At 47.8% G+C, this 18,478-nt stretch carries 17 protein-coding genes and 3 tRNA genes; 6 read left to right on the top strand and 14 right to left on the bottom strand.

All coding sequences use genetic code 11. The features are described from left to right. Nucleotide 1 precedes the first annotated feature (1 nt). A complete protein-coding gene (locus tag L2712_RS05010) occupies nucleotides 2-373 on the top strand; it encodes a DUF2069 domain-containing protein (protein WP_033538364.1) in 372 nt (123 codons plus the stop codon). Between the two features lie 93 nt (nucleotides 374-466). Here the strand turns inward: L2712_RS05010 and hda are convergent, their stop codons facing one another. Together hda and L2712_RS05000 are read right to left on the bottom strand one after the other, a co-directional pair. Next, on the bottom strand, nucleotides 467-1,177 hold the full coding sequence (hda, locus tag L2712_RS05005) for a DnaA inactivator Hda (protein WP_248977083.1): 711 nt from the start codon (nucleotides 1,175-1,177) through the stop codon (nucleotides 467-469). A gap of 66 nt (nucleotides 1,178-1,243) precedes the next feature. Next, nucleotides 1,244-2,338 (bottom strand): DUF2066 domain-containing protein, encoded by a 1,095-nt coding sequence (locus tag L2712_RS05000; protein WP_248977082.1) that lies wholly within the window; start codon nucleotides 2,336-2,338, stop codon nucleotides 1,244-1,246. A 195-nt stretch (nucleotides 2,339-2,533) separates the two neighbouring features. Here L2712_RS05000 and L2712_RS04995 point away from each other — a divergent pair, with 195 nt between their 5' ends. Beyond that, a complete protein-coding gene (locus L2712_RS04995; RefSeq protein WP_248977081.1) occupies nucleotides 2,534-3,763 on the top strand; it encodes a uracil-xanthine permease family protein in 1,230 nt (409 codons plus the stop codon). Nucleotides 3,764-3,837: 74 nt separating this feature from the next. On the opposite strand, the gene L2712_RS04990 is transcribed toward L2712_RS04995, so the two are convergent. Beyond that, nucleotides 3,838-4,188, bottom strand: coding sequence for a Grx4 family monothiol glutaredoxin (locus L2712_RS04990; RefSeq protein ID WP_248977080.1), 351 nt, complete (start codon nucleotides 4,186-4,188; stop codon nucleotides 3,838-3,840). A gap of 231 nt (nucleotides 4,189-4,419) precedes the next feature. Here L2712_RS04990 and sodB point away from each other — a divergent pair, with 231 nt between their 5' ends. The 4 genes from sodB (at nucleotide 4,420) to L2712_RS04970 (ending at nucleotide 10,094) form a co-directional block, all read left to right on the top strand. Further along, nucleotides 4,420-5,004: a superoxide dismutase [Fe] gene (gene sodB / locus L2712_RS04985; protein ID WP_088904723.1), complete on the top strand. Its 585-nt coding sequence runs from the start codon at nucleotides 4,420-4,422 to the stop codon at nucleotides 5,002-5,004. A gap of 309 nt (nucleotides 5,005-5,313) precedes the next feature. Further along, a complete protein-coding gene (locus L2712_RS04980; RefSeq protein ID WP_248977079.1) occupies nucleotides 5,314-7,248 on the top strand; it encodes a PrkA family serine protein kinase in 1,935 nt (644 codons plus the stop codon). Nucleotides 7,249-7,296: 48 nt separating this feature from the next. Then, nucleotides 7,297-8,565: a YeaH/YhbH family protein gene (locus tag L2712_RS04975; RefSeq protein WP_248977078.1), complete on the top strand. Its 1,269-nt coding sequence runs from the start codon at nucleotides 7,297-7,299 to the stop codon at nucleotides 8,563-8,565. Between the two features lie 8 nt (nucleotides 8,566-8,573). Continuing rightward, complete coding sequence (locus L2712_RS04970) at nucleotides 8,574-10,094, top strand: SpoVR family protein (RefSeq protein WP_248977077.1); 1,521 nt, start codon at nucleotides 8,574-8,576, stop codon at nucleotides 10,092-10,094. A 60-nt stretch (nucleotides 10,095-10,154) separates the two neighbouring features. On the opposite strand, the gene rplY is transcribed toward L2712_RS04970, so the two are convergent. The 11 genes from rplY to prpF form a co-directional block, all read right to left on the bottom strand. Then, the gene (gene rplY, locus L2712_RS04965) at nucleotides 10,155-10,442 is read right to left on the bottom strand and encodes a 50S ribosomal protein L25 (RefSeq protein WP_033538355.1); all 288 of its coding nucleotides are present in this window, start codon (nucleotides 10,440-10,442) and stop codon (nucleotides 10,155-10,157) included. A 133-nt stretch (nucleotides 10,443-10,575) separates the two neighbouring features. Further along, nucleotides 10,576-11,124: a peptidoglycan L,D-endopeptidase MepK gene (mepK, locus tag L2712_RS04960; protein WP_033538354.1), complete on the bottom strand. Its 549-nt coding sequence runs from the start codon at nucleotides 11,122-11,124 to the stop codon at nucleotides 10,576-10,578. A gap of 111 nt (nucleotides 11,125-11,235) precedes the next feature. Next, a complete protein-coding gene (locus tag L2712_RS04955) occupies nucleotides 11,236-12,612 on the bottom strand; it encodes a L,D-transpeptidase family protein (RefSeq protein WP_248977076.1) in 1,377 nt (458 codons plus the stop codon). A gap of 129 nt (nucleotides 12,613-12,741) precedes the next feature. Beyond that, entirely contained in the window at nucleotides 12,742-13,308 is a 567-nt protein-coding gene (locus L2712_RS04950; protein WP_248977075.1) for a prepilin-type N-terminal cleavage/methylation domain-containing protein, read from the bottom strand. A 165-nt stretch (nucleotides 13,309-13,473) separates the two neighbouring features. Further along, a tRNA-Leu gene (locus tag L2712_RS04945) sits at nucleotides 13,474-13,560 on the bottom strand. A gap of 39 nt (nucleotides 13,561-13,599) precedes the next feature. Beyond that, nucleotides 13,600-13,673: transfer RNA gene (locus L2712_RS04940), tRNA-Cys, on the bottom strand. Between the two features lie 12 nt (nucleotides 13,674-13,685). Further along, nucleotides 13,686-13,761, bottom strand: a tRNA-Gly gene (locus L2712_RS04935). A gap of 140 nt (nucleotides 13,762-13,901) precedes the next feature. Next, entirely contained in the window at nucleotides 13,902-14,459 is a 558-nt protein-coding gene (gene pgsA, locus L2712_RS04930) for a CDP-diacylglycerol--glycerol-3-phosphate 3-phosphatidyltransferase (RefSeq protein WP_033538351.1), read from the bottom strand. Nucleotides 14,460-14,506: 47 nt separating this feature from the next. Beyond that, nucleotides 14,507-16,336: an excinuclease ABC subunit UvrC gene (uvrC, locus tag L2712_RS04925; protein WP_248977074.1), complete on the bottom strand. Its 1,830-nt coding sequence runs from the start codon at nucleotides 16,334-16,336 to the stop codon at nucleotides 14,507-14,509. Between the two features lie 29 nt (nucleotides 16,337-16,365). Next, on the bottom strand, nucleotides 16,366-17,010 hold the full coding sequence (gene uvrY, locus L2712_RS04920) for a UvrY/SirA/GacA family response regulator transcription factor (protein ID WP_033538448.1): 645 nt from the start codon (nucleotides 17,008-17,010) through the stop codon (nucleotides 16,366-16,368). A gap of 267 nt (nucleotides 17,011-17,277) precedes the next feature. Further along, nucleotides 17,278-18,447 carry a 2-methylaconitate cis-trans isomerase PrpF gene (gene prpF / locus L2712_RS04915; protein ID WP_248977073.1) on the bottom strand — a complete coding sequence of 390 codons (1,170 nt, stop codon included), beginning with the start codon at nucleotides 18,445-18,447 and terminating at the stop codon, nucleotides 17,278-17,280. Between the last annotated feature and the right edge of the window lie 31 nt (nucleotides 18,448-18,478).

Genomic DNA, 18,478 nt, shown 5'->3' with positions numbered 1-18,478 from the left:
TATGAGTTCAAAGACACTGTTTCAGATCAGCCGCGCCGCTTATGTTGCACTGCTTTTACTTATGATCGCTTGGTTTGGCAACCAGGGCCTCACCGGACAATACTCCTTAATCTTTAGCCTACTGTGGATCTTGCCACTGTTAGCACCGCTTAAGGGGATCTTAACCGGCAAGCCATATACCTATGCCTGGGCCAGCTTTATCATCTGTCTCTATATGCTGCATGGCTTAACCTTGCTCTATGTCACTGAGACCGCCCGTTTGTTTGCCGTGGTAGAGGTGCTGCTCCTGAGCCTGCTGATGGTCACTCTGCCCTTCTACGCCCGTATTCGTGGCCGTGAGTTAGGCTTGGGCCTTAAGAAACGTCAAAAATAGCAGGTAGCAAATAACACAGTAATACAGACAGCAAAAAGGCACCTTAAGGTGCCTTTCTTATGCCTGATGAACAGCAACATTTTACTGCTGCAGTTATAACCTAAGCATCTCTTTAACAAAGGGGATGGTTAACTTACGCTGATGAACTAAAGAGGCTTTATCCAAGCGGTCGAGTACATCAAACAGGGTGCGTAGATCTCTGGCTAAGCGGTTCAGCAAAAAGCGCCCCACATCTTCTGGTAACTGCAGGCCTCTCATCGCGGCACGCCTTTGCAAGGCAGCCAATTTCTCTTCATCGGCCATAGATTGCAGTTGATAGGTGAGCCCCCACTGCATGCGCGATACCAGATCTGGCAAGGCAAAACCACTCTCATTGGCCGAGGCGCTGGCGCTGACCACTAGGGCGCAACTCTTCTGCTCTGCGACTCGGTTATACAAATCAAATAGGGCTTCTTCCCACAGCGGATGGCCGGCAATGGCATCGATATCGTCAATACAGACAAGATCCACCTGCTCCAAGCCTTCTAAAAGCTCAGTAGAGATACTGGCATGTATCCCCAACGGCAGATAGAAACTGTTGCGATTAAGCTCATTGGCTCTGGCACAGGTAGCATGCATTAAATGGGTGCGGCCCGACTTAACCGGTCCCCAGAGGTATACCGCATTATTGGCGCTCCCTTCGGCACACCCCTGCAGGCTCTGGATTAGCTCGTCATTACCTGCCGCCGGATAATAACTGTTAAAGGTTTCATCGTCGGGCAGATAAACAGGTAAAGATAGCTGTAACGGTGAATGGGGTGACACGTATTCTCAATCTCGATGTAATTAGTACTATGCATGGGCAAGCAAACAATGGCCGCCCAGCTTACATTAACGGCCTTGCCAGATATACTCCTGAGGCGGAGTCTGTGACGATGATAACGGATCTAACATTGGCTCAGCATTCAACTTATCCTGGCTATGGATCCTTGGCTCTAGGCTAATGAGACGATAAAGATCTTCCTCACTACCAAAAAGTTGCAATGAAAACTCCGCGGTGATCCCTTGCAAACGAGTCAGGGAAACAGACTTCACAGCACTGAGCTGGCGCAGATAGCTTTCAATATCCAGCAACTGCTGGCGGTCAGTAATGTCGATAAAGGTCACCTGTGTAGTGTTAGCCTCACCGCTATCGGCAATGGCATAACGCTCAACATAATACTGGCTAATGGCCTCAAAGATAGCGCTTAACGCGGCACCGACATCCACCACTTGAGCCGTTTGAGTGACCAATGGATTGAACAGAGGCTGTTCGCTACTGGCCGGATATAAGGTTAAGTTATAACTGAACTGACCGTCTGGAGTGCTATCAAGAGAGACCATCGCAAAATAATCGCTGTGATAACGCTGACTGGCCTTAGCGACCTGATCGGCAAACATGCCTCTGACATCATTTACACTAATGGCCATTGAATCATCCAGATCCATAATAGGCAGCATCATAGGTAAACCTCGAGCCTGGGAAAAATCGGCTATCGAGGCGCGGTTTTCTGACAGGGAGGAGTCATTTAACAGTTCACGCTGACCGTCATTTTCTTGTGCCAACCAAAGCAAGGTCAACGGACGCTGCTTACCCCATACTGGGAGCTGGGCTTGCCTTAACAGATTGATGATCTTGGTATGATCAAACGATGCTTGCAGATATTGCTGGCCTTCCCGTTCTTGATAACCAAATTGACGTATATAGGCGGTAGGCTCGGCAATAGCTTGTTGAACCAGGGGGGCGTCGAGGGCCTCTCTATTACCGGTATTCTTCAATACCACATCTTGCATCGCCTGTTTTAAGGCTTGATTTTTCTCTTGCTGGCTGCGATCGGCAACCTTAACCGCACTCTTGTCGAGCTCGGCCACTTCAACCGCAGACGCCTTCAGACTCGATGCACACACAAGGGCAAAGATCACGACAGAAATAAGACTCTTAAACATCCGTATCTATTCTATTGACGAACACAATGGCGGGAGTGTAACACATAAGCCTTAGCCATGCCTGTGTTCGATAAGGGTCAAAAAGGCTTTTTTTGCCTCTTTGGCAAAGGCTCGCCGCAGAATGTGATCAAGATATGTGCAAACATCTTAGCAAAACGATAACATTGAACGGTTTAGCCTAAAAAGAGAATAACAATGAAACGTTTAGCAATTCCCCTACAGGGCGCACAAATGCTATTTGTCGCCTTTGGCGCACTGGTATTGATGCCGCTTCTTACCGGACTCGACACCAATGTTGCCCTGTTTACCGCAGGTATAGGTACCCTGCTATTTCAACTGGTCACAAAGCGTCAAATCCCCATCTTCCTTGCCTCCTCGTTCGCCTTTATCGCTCCTATCCTCTACGGCGTACAAACCTGGGGGATTCCAGCCACTATGGGCGGATTAATGGCGGCAGGCTGTGTCTATTTGATATTAGCCAGTCTGGTGAAATTAAGAGGTGACAGCTTTATTAAGCGCCTGTTGCCCCCTGTAGTTGTTGGCCCGGTGATCATAGTTATCGGTCTGGGTCTGGCCCCCGTAGCCGTTAACATGGCCTTAGGAAAGAGTGGTGACGGCTCGCTGGTTTTGGTGGATCCAGAACATGCCCTAATCATCTCTTTAGCATCACTGCTGACCACCATCGCCGTGGCAATCTTTGCTAAAGGCATAGTCAAACTCATGCCAATTTTAGCTGGAATCATAGTCGGTTACGGCCTAAGCCTCTTCTTCGGAGTGGTGGACTTCTCTCCAGTTGCCCAGGCAAGTTGGTTGGCCATGCCTAACTTTGTTGCCCCCGAATTTAACTGGCACGCGATCGCCTTCATGATCCCGGTCGCTATTGCTCCAGCGGTAGAGCACATCGGCGATATTCTGGCTATATCTAACGTGACAGGCAAAGACTACATGAAAAAGCCCGGTCTGCACCGTACCCTAAGCGGTGACGGCATTGCAACTATCGCTGCATCAGCCTTAGGTGGACCGCCAAACACGACCTACTCTGAAGTGACTGGCGCCGTTACCCTAACGAAATCCTTTAATCCTGTGATCATGACCTGGACCGCGATTACCGCCATCTTACTGGCCTTTATTGGTAAGCTTGGTGCCCTGATGCAAACCATTCCAGTTCCTGTGATGGGTGGGATCATGTGTTTGCTGTTTGGTTCAATCGCCGCAGTTGGTCTGAACTCCTTGATCAAAAATCATGTTGATCTCAGCGAGCCAAGAAACCTTTGCATCGTTGGTGTCACTCTGGTCTTTGGCATTGGTGGCATGGCATTTGGTATTGGTTCATTCAGCCTCACAGGTATCAGCCTTTGCGGGATTGTGGCCATTACCATGAACCTCCTGCTTCCTCAGAGTAAGCCACAACAAGAAGTAGCCTAACCTTTTGCTTTAGACACAAAAAAGCCCTTCTTAAGAAGGGCTTTTATCTATCGCTTGGTTAGGCCTGAGGCTGATTAAGCTTCGCCTTCTTCGCTCGCGTATTTCGCGGCGGTATCGGCGATCAAGGTTTGTAACTCACCCTTTTGATACATTTCAGTCAGGATATCACAACCGCCAATCAGCTCGCCTTCAACCCACAGTTGTGGGAAAGTTGGCCAGTTAGCATACTTAGGCAGCTCGGCACGGATATCTGGATGCTGCAAAATATCAACATAGGCAAATTGTGTACCGCAGTTGATCATGATCTGCGCCACTTGTGAAGAAAATCCGCAGCTAGGTAGCTTAGGAGAACCTTTCATGTAGAGGATGATAGGATTTTCAGCGATTTGCTGTTTGATTTTTTCTACAGTTTCGTTTGTGTCCATCTTCTTTCCTAAATTTTGCAGCAAAGCTACGTCAACAAATTTAGCCTATTGTACGCTAGGTTCTATCATAACAAAAACCTACTTTTTTCAGGGATATTGGTTAAGTTAGATTACCGATTGAATTAATCTAAAAAATCAACCAAACAATGATTCACATCACAATTTTATCAGGTAGAATGTGCCCTTGTGAGCAAACCTAAAAAGACAATTGAATGTCAATGGAGAAAAAACATGGCTTTTGAATTACCAGCACTGCCTTATGCGAAGAACGCACTCGAGCCCCATATTTCCCAAGAAACCATCGAGTACCACTATGGTAAGCATCACAACACCTATGTAGTGAAACTAAATGGTCTTGTTGAAGGCACTGAACTTGCCGAGAAGAGCCTAGAAGAGATCATCAAGACTTCTACTGGCGGCATCTTCAACAATGCAGCTCAAATCTGGAACCACACTTTCTACTGGAACTGTCTGTCACCTAATGGCGGCGGCGCAGCCACTGGCGATATCGCTGCTGCAATCGATGCCGCTTTCGGTTCATTCGATGCATTCAAGGCTCAGTTCACTGACGCAGCTGTTAATAACTTCGGTAGCGCTTGGACTTGGTTAGTTAAGAAGGCTGACGGTAGCGTTGCAATCGTGAACACCAGCAATGCTGCAACGCCTCTGACAGAAGAAGGCGTTACACCTCTGCTGACTGTAGACGTATGGGAACATGCCTACTACATCGATTACCGTAACGTTCGTCCAGACTACATGGCAGCGTTCTGGAACCTGGTTAACTGGGATTTCGTAAACAGCAACTTCGCTGGTTAATCCTCATTAACTACCTTAATTAAGGAGCCTTAGGCTCCTTTTTTTATGGGATTTTATCTATCGGTCTAACCCGGTTTCACTAAAGCTCCCTCAAGCACTCTTCATGCCTTATGACTAAGCCTTGTTATCTAAAGCAATCCACTGTCACCTGCTCACTACAGTTGCAACAATTGCATTTGCAATGATTTGTCATTGTTTTTATTGTACTTTTTTGATACCCAGATCTCATATTGCGACTATTATAAGTAGTAGGTCACTGATTTTCAGTTGTCCCTAAAGACATATCGTTGGCTTTTCAGGGGGTGGAACATGGGCATTTTCGAGCATTACCAACAGCGCTATGAAAAAAAACTAGACGAAGAGTATTCACTGCAAGAGTTTCTGTCTATTTGTAAAGAAGACAGGATCGCTTACGCCTCAGCTGCAGAGCGTCTATTAACCGCGATCGGTGAACCAGAGGTAGTAGACACATCGAAAGATCCGGTATTGAGCCGCATCTTCTCTAATCGGCTAATCTCCCGCTACCCTGCCTTTAAAGACTTCTATGGCATGGAAGACGCTATCGAGCAGATAGTCGCCTACCTCAAGCATTCTGCTCAGGGGTTGGAAGAGTCCAAACAGATCCTCTACCTGCTTGGGCCTGTAGGTGGTGGTAAATCCTCTTTGGCTGAGAAGCTAAAGTTTCTGATGCAAAAGGTGCCCATCTATGTCCTCAGTGCCAACGGTCAACGTAGCCCAGTCAATGACCATCCATTTTGCCTGTTCAATCCCGAGGAAGATGGCGAGTTACTTAAGAGCGAATATAATATTCCTGAGCGTTACCTGAAGACCATCATGTCCCCTTGGGCAGTTAAGCGTCTGCATGAGTTTGGCGGAGACATCTCCAAATTCAAGGTGGTTAAAGTCTTCCCTGCCATTCTGGATCAGATAGGTATCGCCAAGACAGAGCCTGGTGATGAAAACAATCAGGATATCTCCTCCTTGGTGGGTAAAGTCGATATTCGTCAACTAGAACACTTCGCCCAGCATGATGCTGACGCCTACTCCTATTCTGGCGCCCTTTGCCGCGCTAACCAAGGTTTGATGGAGTTTGTCGAGATGTTTAAGGCGCCCATTAAGGTGCTACACCCGCTACTCACGGCCACCCAAGAAGGTAACTATAACGGTACCGAAGGTTTATCCGCCCTCCCCTTTAACGGCATTATTTTGGCTCACTCCAACGAATCGGAATGGACCACATTTAGAAACAATAAGACTAACGAAGCCTTCCTTGATCGTGTCTATATCGTCAAGGTGCCATACTGTCTCAGGGTCTCTGAAGAGATCCAGATCTATGAGAAACTGCTAACCAACTCAGAGCTATCCCAGGCGCCCTGTGCCCCTTACACCTTAGAAACACTGGCACAGTTCAGCGTGTTGTCGCGCATCAAGGCGCCAGAAAACTCATCGATTTACTCTAAGATGCGCGTCTATGATGGCGAGAGCCTCAAAGATACCGATCCTAAGGCGAAATCCTATCAGGAGTATCGAGACTACGCCGGTGTCGATGAGGGAATGCAGGGGCTGTCCACCCGATTTGCCTTTAAGATCCTCTCTAAAGTGTTCAACTTCGATCACAGTGAAATCGCCGCTAACCCTGTGCATCTCTTCTATGTGTTGGAACGGCAGATTGAGCAAGAGCAGTTCCCGCCCGAAACTGCCGAGCGCTATCTGGAGTTTCTCAAAGGTTATCTAACACCTAAATATATTGAATTTATCGGTAAGGAGATCCAAACCGCCTACTTAGAATCTTACTCTGAATATGGTCAGAATATTTTCGACCGCTATGTCACCTATGCCGACTTCTGGATCCAAGATCAGGAGTACCGGGATCCTGAAACCGGCCAACTGTTCGACCGCGCGGCCCTAAATGCCGAGCTGGAAAAGATCGAGAAGCCTGCCGGGATCAGCAACCCTAAAGACTTCAGAAATGAGATAGTCAATTTCGTGCTGCGGGCGAGAGCTAACAATGAAGGGTCCAACCCACTTTGGACCAGCTATGAAAAGCTGCGTACCGTCATCGAGAAGAAGATGTTCTCTAATACCGAAGATCTTCTCCCTGTCATCTCCTTCAATACCAAGACATCTACAGATGATCAGCGTAAACACGATGACTTCGTTAACCGTATGATGGAGAAAGGCTACACCAAGAAACAGGTAAGACTCTTGTCTGAGTGGTATCTACGGGTTCGTAAATCATCTTGATCACCCGTAAACGGGGAGCTTGCTCCCCGCTAGTCTTGGGAGGTGCGCATGGCTAATTTTATAGACAGAAGATTGAATACTAAGGGAAAGAGTACAGTCAATCGTCAACGATTCATTAACCGATATAAGCAGCAGATCAAAAAGGCCGTCAGCGATGCCGTTACTCGCCGCAGTGTCACCGACATAGATAAAGGCGAGAAGATCAGCATTCCGACCAAGGACATTAGCGAACCTTCGTTCCATCAAGGCCAAGGGGGGATGCGTGAGCGCGTGCATCCTGGAAACGATCAATTCTCCCGTGGTGATAAAGTGGAACGCTCTCCCCAAGGTGGTGGGCAAGGCAGCGGTCAGGGAGATGCTTCAGATTCTGGTGAAGGTCAGGACGATTTCGTATTTCAAATCTCGAAAGATGAATATTTGGAACTGCTTTTTGAAGATCTTGAACTGCCAAATCTGCAACGCAATCGACTCAATAAACTAGTGGAGTATCAAACCTATCGCGCAGGTTTTACCAATGATGGGGTTCCCGCAAACATCAACATAGTGCGTTCGCTACGCTCGTCATTGGCTCGACGTATCGCCATGTCCTCGTCGAAAAAGGCCCTGCTGGCTGAGTTGAAAGCCGAACTTGAATTACTGGAGCAAACACCGGGTTCCCAGGCAGAAAAGATCATCGCGCTGAAAGAGCAAATAGCAGAACTTGAAGCCAAGATCGCCAAGGTACCCTTTATCGATACCTTTGACCTACGTTACAACAATTTTGCCAAACGCGAGGTTCCCTCAAGCCAGGCAGTCATGTTCTGCCTCATGGATGTTTCAGGCTCCATGGATCAAGCCACCAAAGATATGGCTAAACGCTTCTATATCTTGCTCTATCTGTTTCTTACCCGTACCTATAAAAATTTGGAGGTGGTCTATATCAGACATCATACCCAAGCTAAAGAGGTAGACGAGCACGAGTTTTTCTACTCTCAGGAAACCGGCGGCACCATAGTCTCCAGCGCGCTAAAACTCATGCATGAGATCCAGCAAGAGCGTTACCCTGAAAGCGAATGGAACATCTATGCGGCTCAGGCATCAGACGGCGACAATTGGGCGGACGACTCGCCAACCTGCCGACAACTGCTAGACAAGAAGTTACTGCCCGTGGTGCGCTATTTTAGCTATATAGAGATCACTAATCGCGCCCATCAAACCTTATGGCGCGAATATGAAGGACTACAAAAGACTCACGATAATATTGCAGTTCAACACATCAAACAGGCAGAAGACATTTACCCTGTATTTAGAGAACTGTTTAAGAAACAAGCTGTTTAGGGGGCCTTATGAGTTCAAAAAAGCGCACTGTATTAGATGACGGTCCAGATTGGACGTTCGAATTGCTGGAATCTTACCTCACCGAAATTGAACGCGTGGCGGGCCACTATCGACTCGATACCTATAAGAATCAAATCGAGGTGATCACCGCAGAACAGATGATGGACGCCTATGCAGGCATAGGTATGCCTATCGGCTATACCCATTGGTCTTTCGGAAAGAAATTCATCGAAACTGAACAGGGGTACAAACGCGGCCAAATGGGGTTAGCCTACGAAATAGTCATTAATTCCGATCCCTGTATCGCCTACCTAATGGAAGAAAACACCATCACAATGCAGGCGCTGGTCATGGCTCACGCCAGTTTCGGTCACAATAGCTTTTTTAAGAACAACTACCTATTTAAAACCTGGACTGACGCCGGCTCCATCATAGATTATCTGGTCTTTGCCAAGAACTATGTCAGGGAGTGTGAAGAAAGATACGGCGCCGAACAGGTGGAAATCATTCTCGACTCCTGCCATGCCTTGATGAGTTATGGCGTCGACCGCTATAAGCGTCCCAGCGAGATATCCCTGAAGGAAGAGAAGGTCCGCCAAAAAGAGCGTGAAGCCTATCTTCAAAGTCAGGTCAACGATCTCTGGCGCACTATCCCGCTGTCACCTGATGTCAAAAAGCAGAAGGATGTGCCCAACTTTCCAGCCGAACCTCAGGAAAATATTCTTTATTTTATCGAGAAGAATGCACCGTTACTCGAACCCTGGCAACGGGAGATCGTCCGTATCGTACGTAAGATGGGACAATATTTCTATCCCCAGAAACAGACTCAGGTGATGAATGAGGGATGGGCGACCTTCTGGCACTACACCATACTCAATCACCTCTACGATGATGGCCTGGTCACCGATAGGTTTATGATAGAGTTTTTAAAAAACCACACTAACGTGATTGCTCAGCCCAGTTATAACAGTCCCTACTACTCAGGCATCAACCCCTACGCCTTGGGCTTCAATATGTTTGTCGACATACGTCGTATCTGTGAATCGCCAACCGAAGAGGATAAGCGTTGGTTTCCGGAGATCGCCGGCAGCAACTGGCTAGACACGCTTCACTTTGCCATGGAAAACTTTAAAGATGAGAGCTTTATTAGCCAGTACCTGTCACCCAACATCATACGTCAGTTCAAGTTTTTCAGTATCTTAGACGATGACAAGAAAAACTACCTCAGTATCTCGGCGATACATGATGATATCGGCTATCAAGAGATACGTCAGGCACTGTCGCAACAGTATAATTTATCGAACATCGAACCTAATATTCAGGTGCAAAGCGTAGCTATTTCCGGCGATCGCTCCTTAGTCTTAAGGTATATTCCAATCAATCGTATCCCGCTACATGAGAGCAGTCATGAGGTCGTAAAACACCTACACAGGTTATGGGGCTTTAATGTCACCTTGGAAGAGATCAATGAACTAGGGGAGCCAATTGTTATCGCGAGCTGCCCCGTAAAGCCAAAAGAGACCGAATAGACTTGCTACAGACATAAAAAAAGCGCCTCTCGGGCGCTTTTTTTTATTTCAAATACGCGATTAAGCGTAAACGAAATCCACGTGCTCAATCATAGGCTTGAACGCGTGACGTTGCATAGCTTGAACACGAACTTTAACTTCTTTACCGTCTAGAACGATAGTGATGTCGCTGTTGTAAAAATCATCATTCGCTTGAATGTTGATGATTGAACGGTGTTCGAATTCAATAGAAACGGCTTCTTTGCCCGCACCATAAATAACAGCAGGAACTTTACCAGCATGACGTAGGCGGCGGCTCGAACCTTTCCCTATTTCAGTACGGGTTTGTGCGGTAATTGTGTAAGACATAATTTACTCACTTAATAAATAGTAATGTAGGTGGTCACCGTTTTCGACCAACAGTGACCTCATTTAAAGCGAGCGAATACTAGCACAGTGTATCGGCTTTAACAAACATAAGTTGTTAAGCCTGTCCTTTTGACTACCAGGTCCGCACTGGGCCTGTATCGACATGAACGAAACCAGAGCTTGGATAATAGCCGACACCGCCAAGTTTCAGAGAAACCGCTGCATCACGTAAATCCTTAAGGTTCACGTCAGGCAATGCAATATCCATCGCCATTCCCTTCATGTGATAACTCTTCTTCGCCACACCTGAGCTTTTGTTGGCCAACATCTGATTGGTCCTGGGCGAGCGATAGCCAGAGATCACATGAAAGTCCTCATCGACCTGCAATGTTTGCTTTAACGAAAACAACAGGTCAAACAGGCGCTTATCCATCGGCGCTGCTTCATTTTGACGATGATCGCGCAATAAATGATTAAAATCACTTAAGGTATTTGTTTGATAATCACCATCGATCCAATAGCTTCCCTGCCCCCGCTCTCCAGTATGCCGGTTATAAAACCCTAATGACCTCACACCTTGAGTCGAACGACTCGCTCGTGCTTTAGACGGCACCATAGAAAACATTGCTACACCACCCAAGCCTAATAACAACTGCCTACGTGCAGGACAAACTATCGTCACATTAACACCACCGATTACTTTTTGAACAAAACAGCGGACAAATTACCCGTTATTGCCAAGGAGATCAAGTATTAGTTTTTGCTGGAGGCCAGATAAACACTGGGTTAGCGGCTATTTTGAGGCTTGTAGATCGAGGCTAAAATTCTGATTCTTTTTATATATATCTTCTCTAAATTGGGCGATGTTGTTTCCATCAACCCAAGAGGTCCAATAGACAAGGTGGATAGGCAAACCCGAGTCAAAAGCAAACCACTGTGTTTTTTCGCGCTCTATCTGCATCCGTACCCAGGTCTGTTTATCTCGCACTAAATGAGACGCCATCCAGTTGGCCAGTTGCTCAACCTTCTCAACCCTAATACAACCCGATGACAGCGCCCTATCGCTGCGGGCGAACAGCTCCTTGTCTGACGTATCGTGGAGATAAACACTGTACTCATTGGGAAAGAAAAACTTATAACGTCCAAGGGTATTCCCTACACCTGGCTTTTGCACCAAGCGATAGGGAAACTTACCTTTGGCAATATCCGCCCATTCATCATCGGACTTGGTAACCCGATCCCCCTGATAGTCAAACACCTCAAAATTTCGACTGGTGATATAACTGCCATCTTCACGCACCTTAGGTAAAAGATCATGGGTTAACAGCCTTCGCGGAACCCGCCAACTGGGGTTGAGCACCAAGTTTTTTATCTCACCGCTGATAATAGGCGTTTGACGATAAGGTTTGCCGACAATCACCTTAGAGCGCAAGGCCACTCTGTTGTCATCCACCAGTAGCATCTCGTAGGCGGGTATATTGATCAGCAGATAACGGTCGCCAAGATTGGCCAGAAATTCGGCGCGACGAATAAAATTATACGCCAACAGCTGCGCGCGCGCCTTAGGGTCGCGATTTAGCCATCTCAAGGTTGCCGGGCCTATGATGCCATCTTGCTTGAGGCCATGGCGCGCCTGAAACCTCAGTACCGCCTCTTCGAGTAATGCATCATAAAAGTACGAACCAGTCTCCCCTTGAGGATAGTCGCCTAACGCCTGCAAACGGCCTCTAATCTCACTAATCGCTCCATGAGTGTCTCCGGGTTTTAACCAACCTTGAGGAGAGATCATCCCCCAGGGCTGATGCTGAGCCAACCATAAGAGATAGCGCACTCGATTACTTAACATCAAATAGTCAGGAACTTGAGGCTCACTGGCGATAACCGCCGCATAGGGATCATTTTGTGTCAGTGGCAGAATGCCTGTAGCAATGCCTTGTTGATGCCAGAACTGAGAGACAGCTTCGGCAATGGAATAAATACGTGCAGGAGATAATGACTGCTCATCACTTAGCTGTTGACGATAAGCTGAAAACTGGCTTTTACCACTCGCCAAAGTGATCACCTCAAGCTGATTGAGCAGTGATTCATTGGCCGCGGCAAGGCGCTCATCGGCAAAAGCTTGAGGTGGCAGACCTAATAAAAGCAATATGCAAAGCAGTCTAACAACCATAATGACCTCCTTGGGTAATTATGGCTCATAGATTTAACGCCAACCTAGCCGACTAAAGACGGATTTTTTATAAGCTAATACCCAATCCAAACAAATCGGACACTCATAACTGTATTTTTGAGATGCTGGTTAACTGAGAGTCGAGCGTGTTATTAAGGTTTTTCCCGTGCCAGGGTAATATCTTAGCTGCCAATTCTCACTACCCTTGGCCCGGTTGTCACGAATATAATTAAAGTAGCAATAGGTGTTACTCTCATCGATCTTTCCGCCTGAATACCAGTAAACAATATCGTTACTGCCACCAAAAGCTGCATCACCATGTAAGGCTAACTGGTATTCGTTATTATCGAGTAAGCCTTGCCAAAGTTGACGGCAAAAATCCCCTTGCAACTGTGTGCCATTGTTTCCACCGGTCTGAGTTGCCTGCCCTAAAGGATAGCCTGTCGTGGTCGAGTCTAGAGTGCCATCCCCAAAACAGGCCAGATCCACTACATGACCACTGGCCCCCGAAGCGGCCCAACAGCTGTGATAAAGAGATACACCGGAAGTAAAGGCGGCAAATGCTGCCTTAGCTGCACTGTCATGAGCATCCTGGCTGACCGAAATAAATCTAGGCACAGCAACCACAGCAAGAATCGCCAAAATGACAATTACCACCACTAATTCAACCAGAGTAAACCCACTTACTTTACGCATCTCGCTTATGATCCTTATTAAGCTGACTCAGATAACTATTGTATAGCTTTGTTGTAAAAAGCCGATCGGTTAAAGTTATAAAATGAGATAGAACATTGATTTTTATAGAATAAGAACAAACAAAAAGGCCTCAACATAGGTTGAGGCCTTTTTGTCATCAATTGATGGTACCCGAGGCCGGACTTGAACCGGCACGCTGTTACCAGCGAGGGATTTTAAATCCCTTGTGTCTACCAATTCCACCACTCGGGCAAAGTGTGTTTTATCGCAAAGTTGCATTAAAACATAAAGTGGAGGCGCGACCCGGAGTCGAACCGAGATCGACGGATTTGCAATCCGCAGCATAGCCATTCTGCCATCGCGCCTTAGGCTAAGATTGGAGCGACATATCGGGTTCGAACCGATGACCTATACCTTGGCAAGGTATCGCTCTACCAACTGAGCTAATGTCGCCTATTCATCTTATTTCGCGTCAGTGTCTTACAACTTGTTTCCCCTGACTGCGGATTGGCATTCTACCGATTTACCCTCAAGTGTCAACGCTCTATTTCACCTTAATTTGTCGTTTGCACACTTAGTGATCGCATTGCATTTTAATTGTGCGATTCGTCGGTAAGATCAGACCAAGCCGCCATGATATAACTCACCATCGACCAGAAGGTTAACACGGCCGCGACATAAAACAGTGCAAATGCCAAATAGGTCAAAAAGGGATTGGGCTGCCAAATAAGCCCTATGATAGCTATCATCTGAGCTGCCGTCTTATATTTACCGATCCAGGAAACGGCAACGGCGCCCCTTTTTCCTATTTCAGCCATCCATTCCCTTAGCGCAGAAATCACTATCTCACGACCAATCATGAACAGCGCAGGCAAGGTTAACCAGATACTCTGATATTCAGCCACGAGCAGCACCAGCGCCGTGGTCACCATGATCTTATCGGCTACTGGATCGAGGAAGGCCCCAAAACGGGTCGATTGCTTTAATTTTCGAGCCGCATAGCCATCTAATGCGTCAGTCACAGCAGCCAACCAAAACACCAAAGCGGCCGCAAGGGGTGACCAAGAATAAGGCACATAAAAAAGCACTACGAAAACAGGTAGTAATATTAATCTAAAAAACGTGAGAGCTATCGGTACATTAAACGGCATGTGAAAACCAATTATCTAAAAGCAGCGCCAATCTTGCCTTAATTTTCTCACCCTCGCAACGCATCATGTATTGTTTGTGCCATTTCTAGGCTAATACCCGGCACTTTTGACAATTGCGCTACGCTGGCCCCTTTAACTTGCTGTAATCCCCCCAGGTATTGCAACAAGGCCTTGCGACGTTTTGGTCCAACACCGGGTATGGCTTCAAGTGTCGATGTATTACGCGTCTTTTGGCGTTTATTGCGATGACCCGTTATCGCAAACCTATGTGATTCGTCGCGAATATGTTGGATAAGATGCAGCGCCCCTGAATCTGCTGGCAGGTGGAAGGCTATCTCATTTTCGCCATAGATGAGCGTCTCAAGTCCTGGTTTACGTCCCTCCCCCTTGGCGACACCTATCAGCGTGGGAGCTACGTCCAAGTGCGCAAACTTTTCATTAACGACTTTCTGAGCGATCCTGAGCTGACCCATACCGCCGTCGATAAACAAAATATCAGGGATCTTGCCATCGGCCTCAATCTTATCGAAACGGCGACTGATCGCTTGCTTCATTGCAGCGTAATCATCCCCAGGGGTGATCCCAGAAATATTATAGCGACGATACTCACCTTTGCTTGGCCCTTCTCGATTAAATACCACACAAGAGGCCACGGTACTCTCGCCCATGGTGTGGCTGATATCGAAACACTCCATGCGAGTAATAGCCTGAGTCTGCTCAAGCGCCTCTTCTAGCAACAAGAAACGCTCTTCCACGGTATTTTGATGAGACAGGCGGGTTTCCACTGCATTCTTGGCATTGGCATCGGCAATACGCAAAAAGCTGGCACGCTCGCTGCGCACCTTAGTCTTGATCAGCAGTCGCCTGTTTGAGGCCTGCTCGATCGCCTGCTCAAGTTCATGGATATCCTCAAACTCGTGACTGACGATTATCTCTTTTGGCAGGGTTCTCTGGCTATCCAGATTAAGGTAAAACTGCAACATAAAGGCGCGTAGCACTTCACTCACTTCAGTTTCATCAGGTACTGCCGGGTAATAGCTGCGACTACCGAAGATCTTACCGTTTCGAATAAACAGCAGATGAAAACAGGCGATACCCGAGGCGTAATAGGCACCAATGACATCCATATCCCCCGAATCGTTTGACACCTCCTGCTGCTCGGCCACGCGGCGCAGTGCACTTATCTGATCGCGAAAGCGGGCCGCCTCTTCATAGTGCAGCGCTTGCGCCGCCTGCTCCATCTTGGCCACTAAAGTCGCTATTACCTGTTGATCCTTACCGCGAAGAAATAGCATTGCCAACTTAACCTGCTCGGCATAATCTTCATCGCTAATCTTGCCCACACAGGGCGCGCTGCAGCGGGCTATCTGATATTGCAGGCAAGGACGCGAACGCGCTTTATAGTAAAGATCGTCACACTGACGAATAGGAAATAGCTTCTGCATCAGATGCAGGCTCTCTCTTACTGCACCGCCATTCGGATAGGGGCCGAAATAGAGTCCCTTCTCCCGCTGAGGCCCACGATGATAGGCCAGACGAGGATGGCGGTGACCACTTAAGAAGATATAGGGGTAAGACTTATCATCACGCAGCAGCACATTGTATCTGGGCATATACTGCTTGATGTAATCGTTTTCCAGGATCAGTGCATCGGTTTCACTGGGCGTCAGGGTCACATCGATATTGGCGATATGGGACACCAATGCCTGGGTCTTCACATTAGGCAAATTACGCCTGAAATAGGAACTCAGCCGCTTCTTAAGATCTTTTGCTTTACCCACATAGATAACGACGCCTTGAGCGTCATACATGCGATAGACGCCGGCTGAAGAGGAAACGGTTTTTAGAAATTGGGACGCATTAAAAGTATCTGTCACATCAAGGCCATAACACAGGGGTTAACACACTAAAATTGGCCTGTATCTAACATCTTGTAGCGAATCGCCAGTCGGGTTAGTTCCACATCGCCACTGATCCCCAACTTAGCAAACAAACGATAGCGATAGCTATTGACTGTCTTGGGACTCAAGTTGAGTTGCTCAGAGATATCACTCACCCGCTCGCCGCTGGTGATCATCATCATGATCTGCAGTTCGCGTTCAGATAACGACTTAAACGGATTTTCTTCCGACTGATTAAACTGACTCAGCGCCATCTGCTGAGCGATCTCTGGAGATAGATAGCGTTGCCCGTGAGCCACCTGACGAATGGCCTGGATCACCTCGGGCGGTGTGGCTCCCTTGGTCAGATAACCAGACGCCCCCGCTTGCATTACCTTGGTAGGAAAAGGATCTTCGGTATGTATGGTCAAGACGATGATTTTAGCATGGGACTGATAGCGTAAGATTTTGCGCGTCGCCTCGAGGCCCCCAATACCCGGCATATTCATGTCCATCAGGATCACGTCAGCCTCATTGTTTCGACACCACTGCACCGCTGACTCACCATCCCCTGCTTCGCCGACAACCTTGATCCCGCGCTCATCTTCTAAGATGCGGCGGATTCCTGTTCTTACTAACTCGTGGTCATCAACTAAATATACAGAAATCAACTTCAATCTACCCTGTCAGCGAATACCTAACCTACATGAATGGCGCGTAGGAACACTCTGTAATTTAGCCCAAATGGGGTAAAGAAGAAAGCGGAAAATAAATTCAACTAAGCATATGAATTATAAGTGAACTATTTTTACTCGCTTTCTCACTAATGGGAACATTCGGCTATTTTACTTCCCATAGTCATCAGCGCTCATACTTAAGAATGAGCGAATAAAAGTAAAAAAGGATGCCTTGCATCCTTTTTATAGCTTGTGTTGCGCTTAGCCTAGGGATTCAGGCACACAGACCCACCCCTGCATCAAGACTCGGGCGCTGCGACTCATGCTCACCTTTTCTACCTGCCAACGGCCAGCTTGTTCTATGGCCTTTGCACCCACCTTAAGCGTCCCAGAAGGATGGCCGAAACGCACGCTTTCGCGCTCGCCGCCACCGGCTGCCAGATTCACTAAAGTGCCGGGGATAGCTGCTGCCGTGCCAATGGCCACCGCGGCGGTTCCCATCATGGCATGATGCAGTTTCCCCATGGACAGGGCGCGCACATGCAGGTCTATCTCATCGGCCGCGATCTGCTTACCGCTAGAGGAAATATACCCCTTAGCTGGTGCCACGAAGGCTATTTTTGGCGTGTGCTGGCGTGTTACCGCCTCATCGAGCGACTGGATCAGCCCCATCTGCAAGGCACCGTGGGCACGAATGGTTTCAAAACGCTCAAGCGCGGCTGCATCACCATTGATCGCCTCTTGAAGTTCTGTGCCTTCGTAACCTAGCTGCTCCGCCTTTAAAAAGATGGTCGGGATCCCAGCATTGATAAAAGTCGCATCAAATACTGGCTCTCCTGGCACAACTAAGGTATCGACCAGATTACCTGTAGGGAACATATCGCCCTCGCCATCGGCGGGATCGACAAAATCCACTAACACTTCTGCCGCAGGAAACGTAACGCCATCGAGCTCAAAATCGCCCAGCTCCTGCACCTCGCCATCCACCATAGGCACATGGGCGATGATGGTCTTGTGAATATTTGCCTGCCAGATACGTACTATTGCGATACCGTTATTAGGCACCTTGGCACTATCCACTAAGCCCTGAGTGATCGCGAAGGCGCCAACCGCCGCGGTCAGGTTACCGCAGTTACCGCTCCAGTCGACAAAAGGCTTATCTATCGCCACCTGACCAAAAAGGTAATCGACGTCATGATCACTACGCTCACTCTTAGCAAGGATCACTGTCTTACTGGTGCTCGATGTCGCACCTCCCATGCCGTCCGTGTGCTTACCATAAGGATCTGGACTGCCGATCACGCGAAGCAGTAAGGCGTCACGGGCCGGTCCGGGTTCCTGGGCATTTTTAGGCAGATCCTTTAACGCGAAAAAGACACCCTTGCTGGTGCCGCCGCGCATATAGGTAGCCGGAATTTTCATCTGTTTCATTGGGTTATCCTTTAAAAAGCGGGTAAGACGC

This window comes from Shewanella marisflavi, from assembly GCF_023283925.1.
Classification (GTDB): Bacteria; Pseudomonadota; Gammaproteobacteria; order Enterobacterales; family Shewanellaceae; genus Shewanella; species Shewanella marisflavi.
This window is presented reverse-complemented; position numbering and strand designations above follow the sequence as displayed.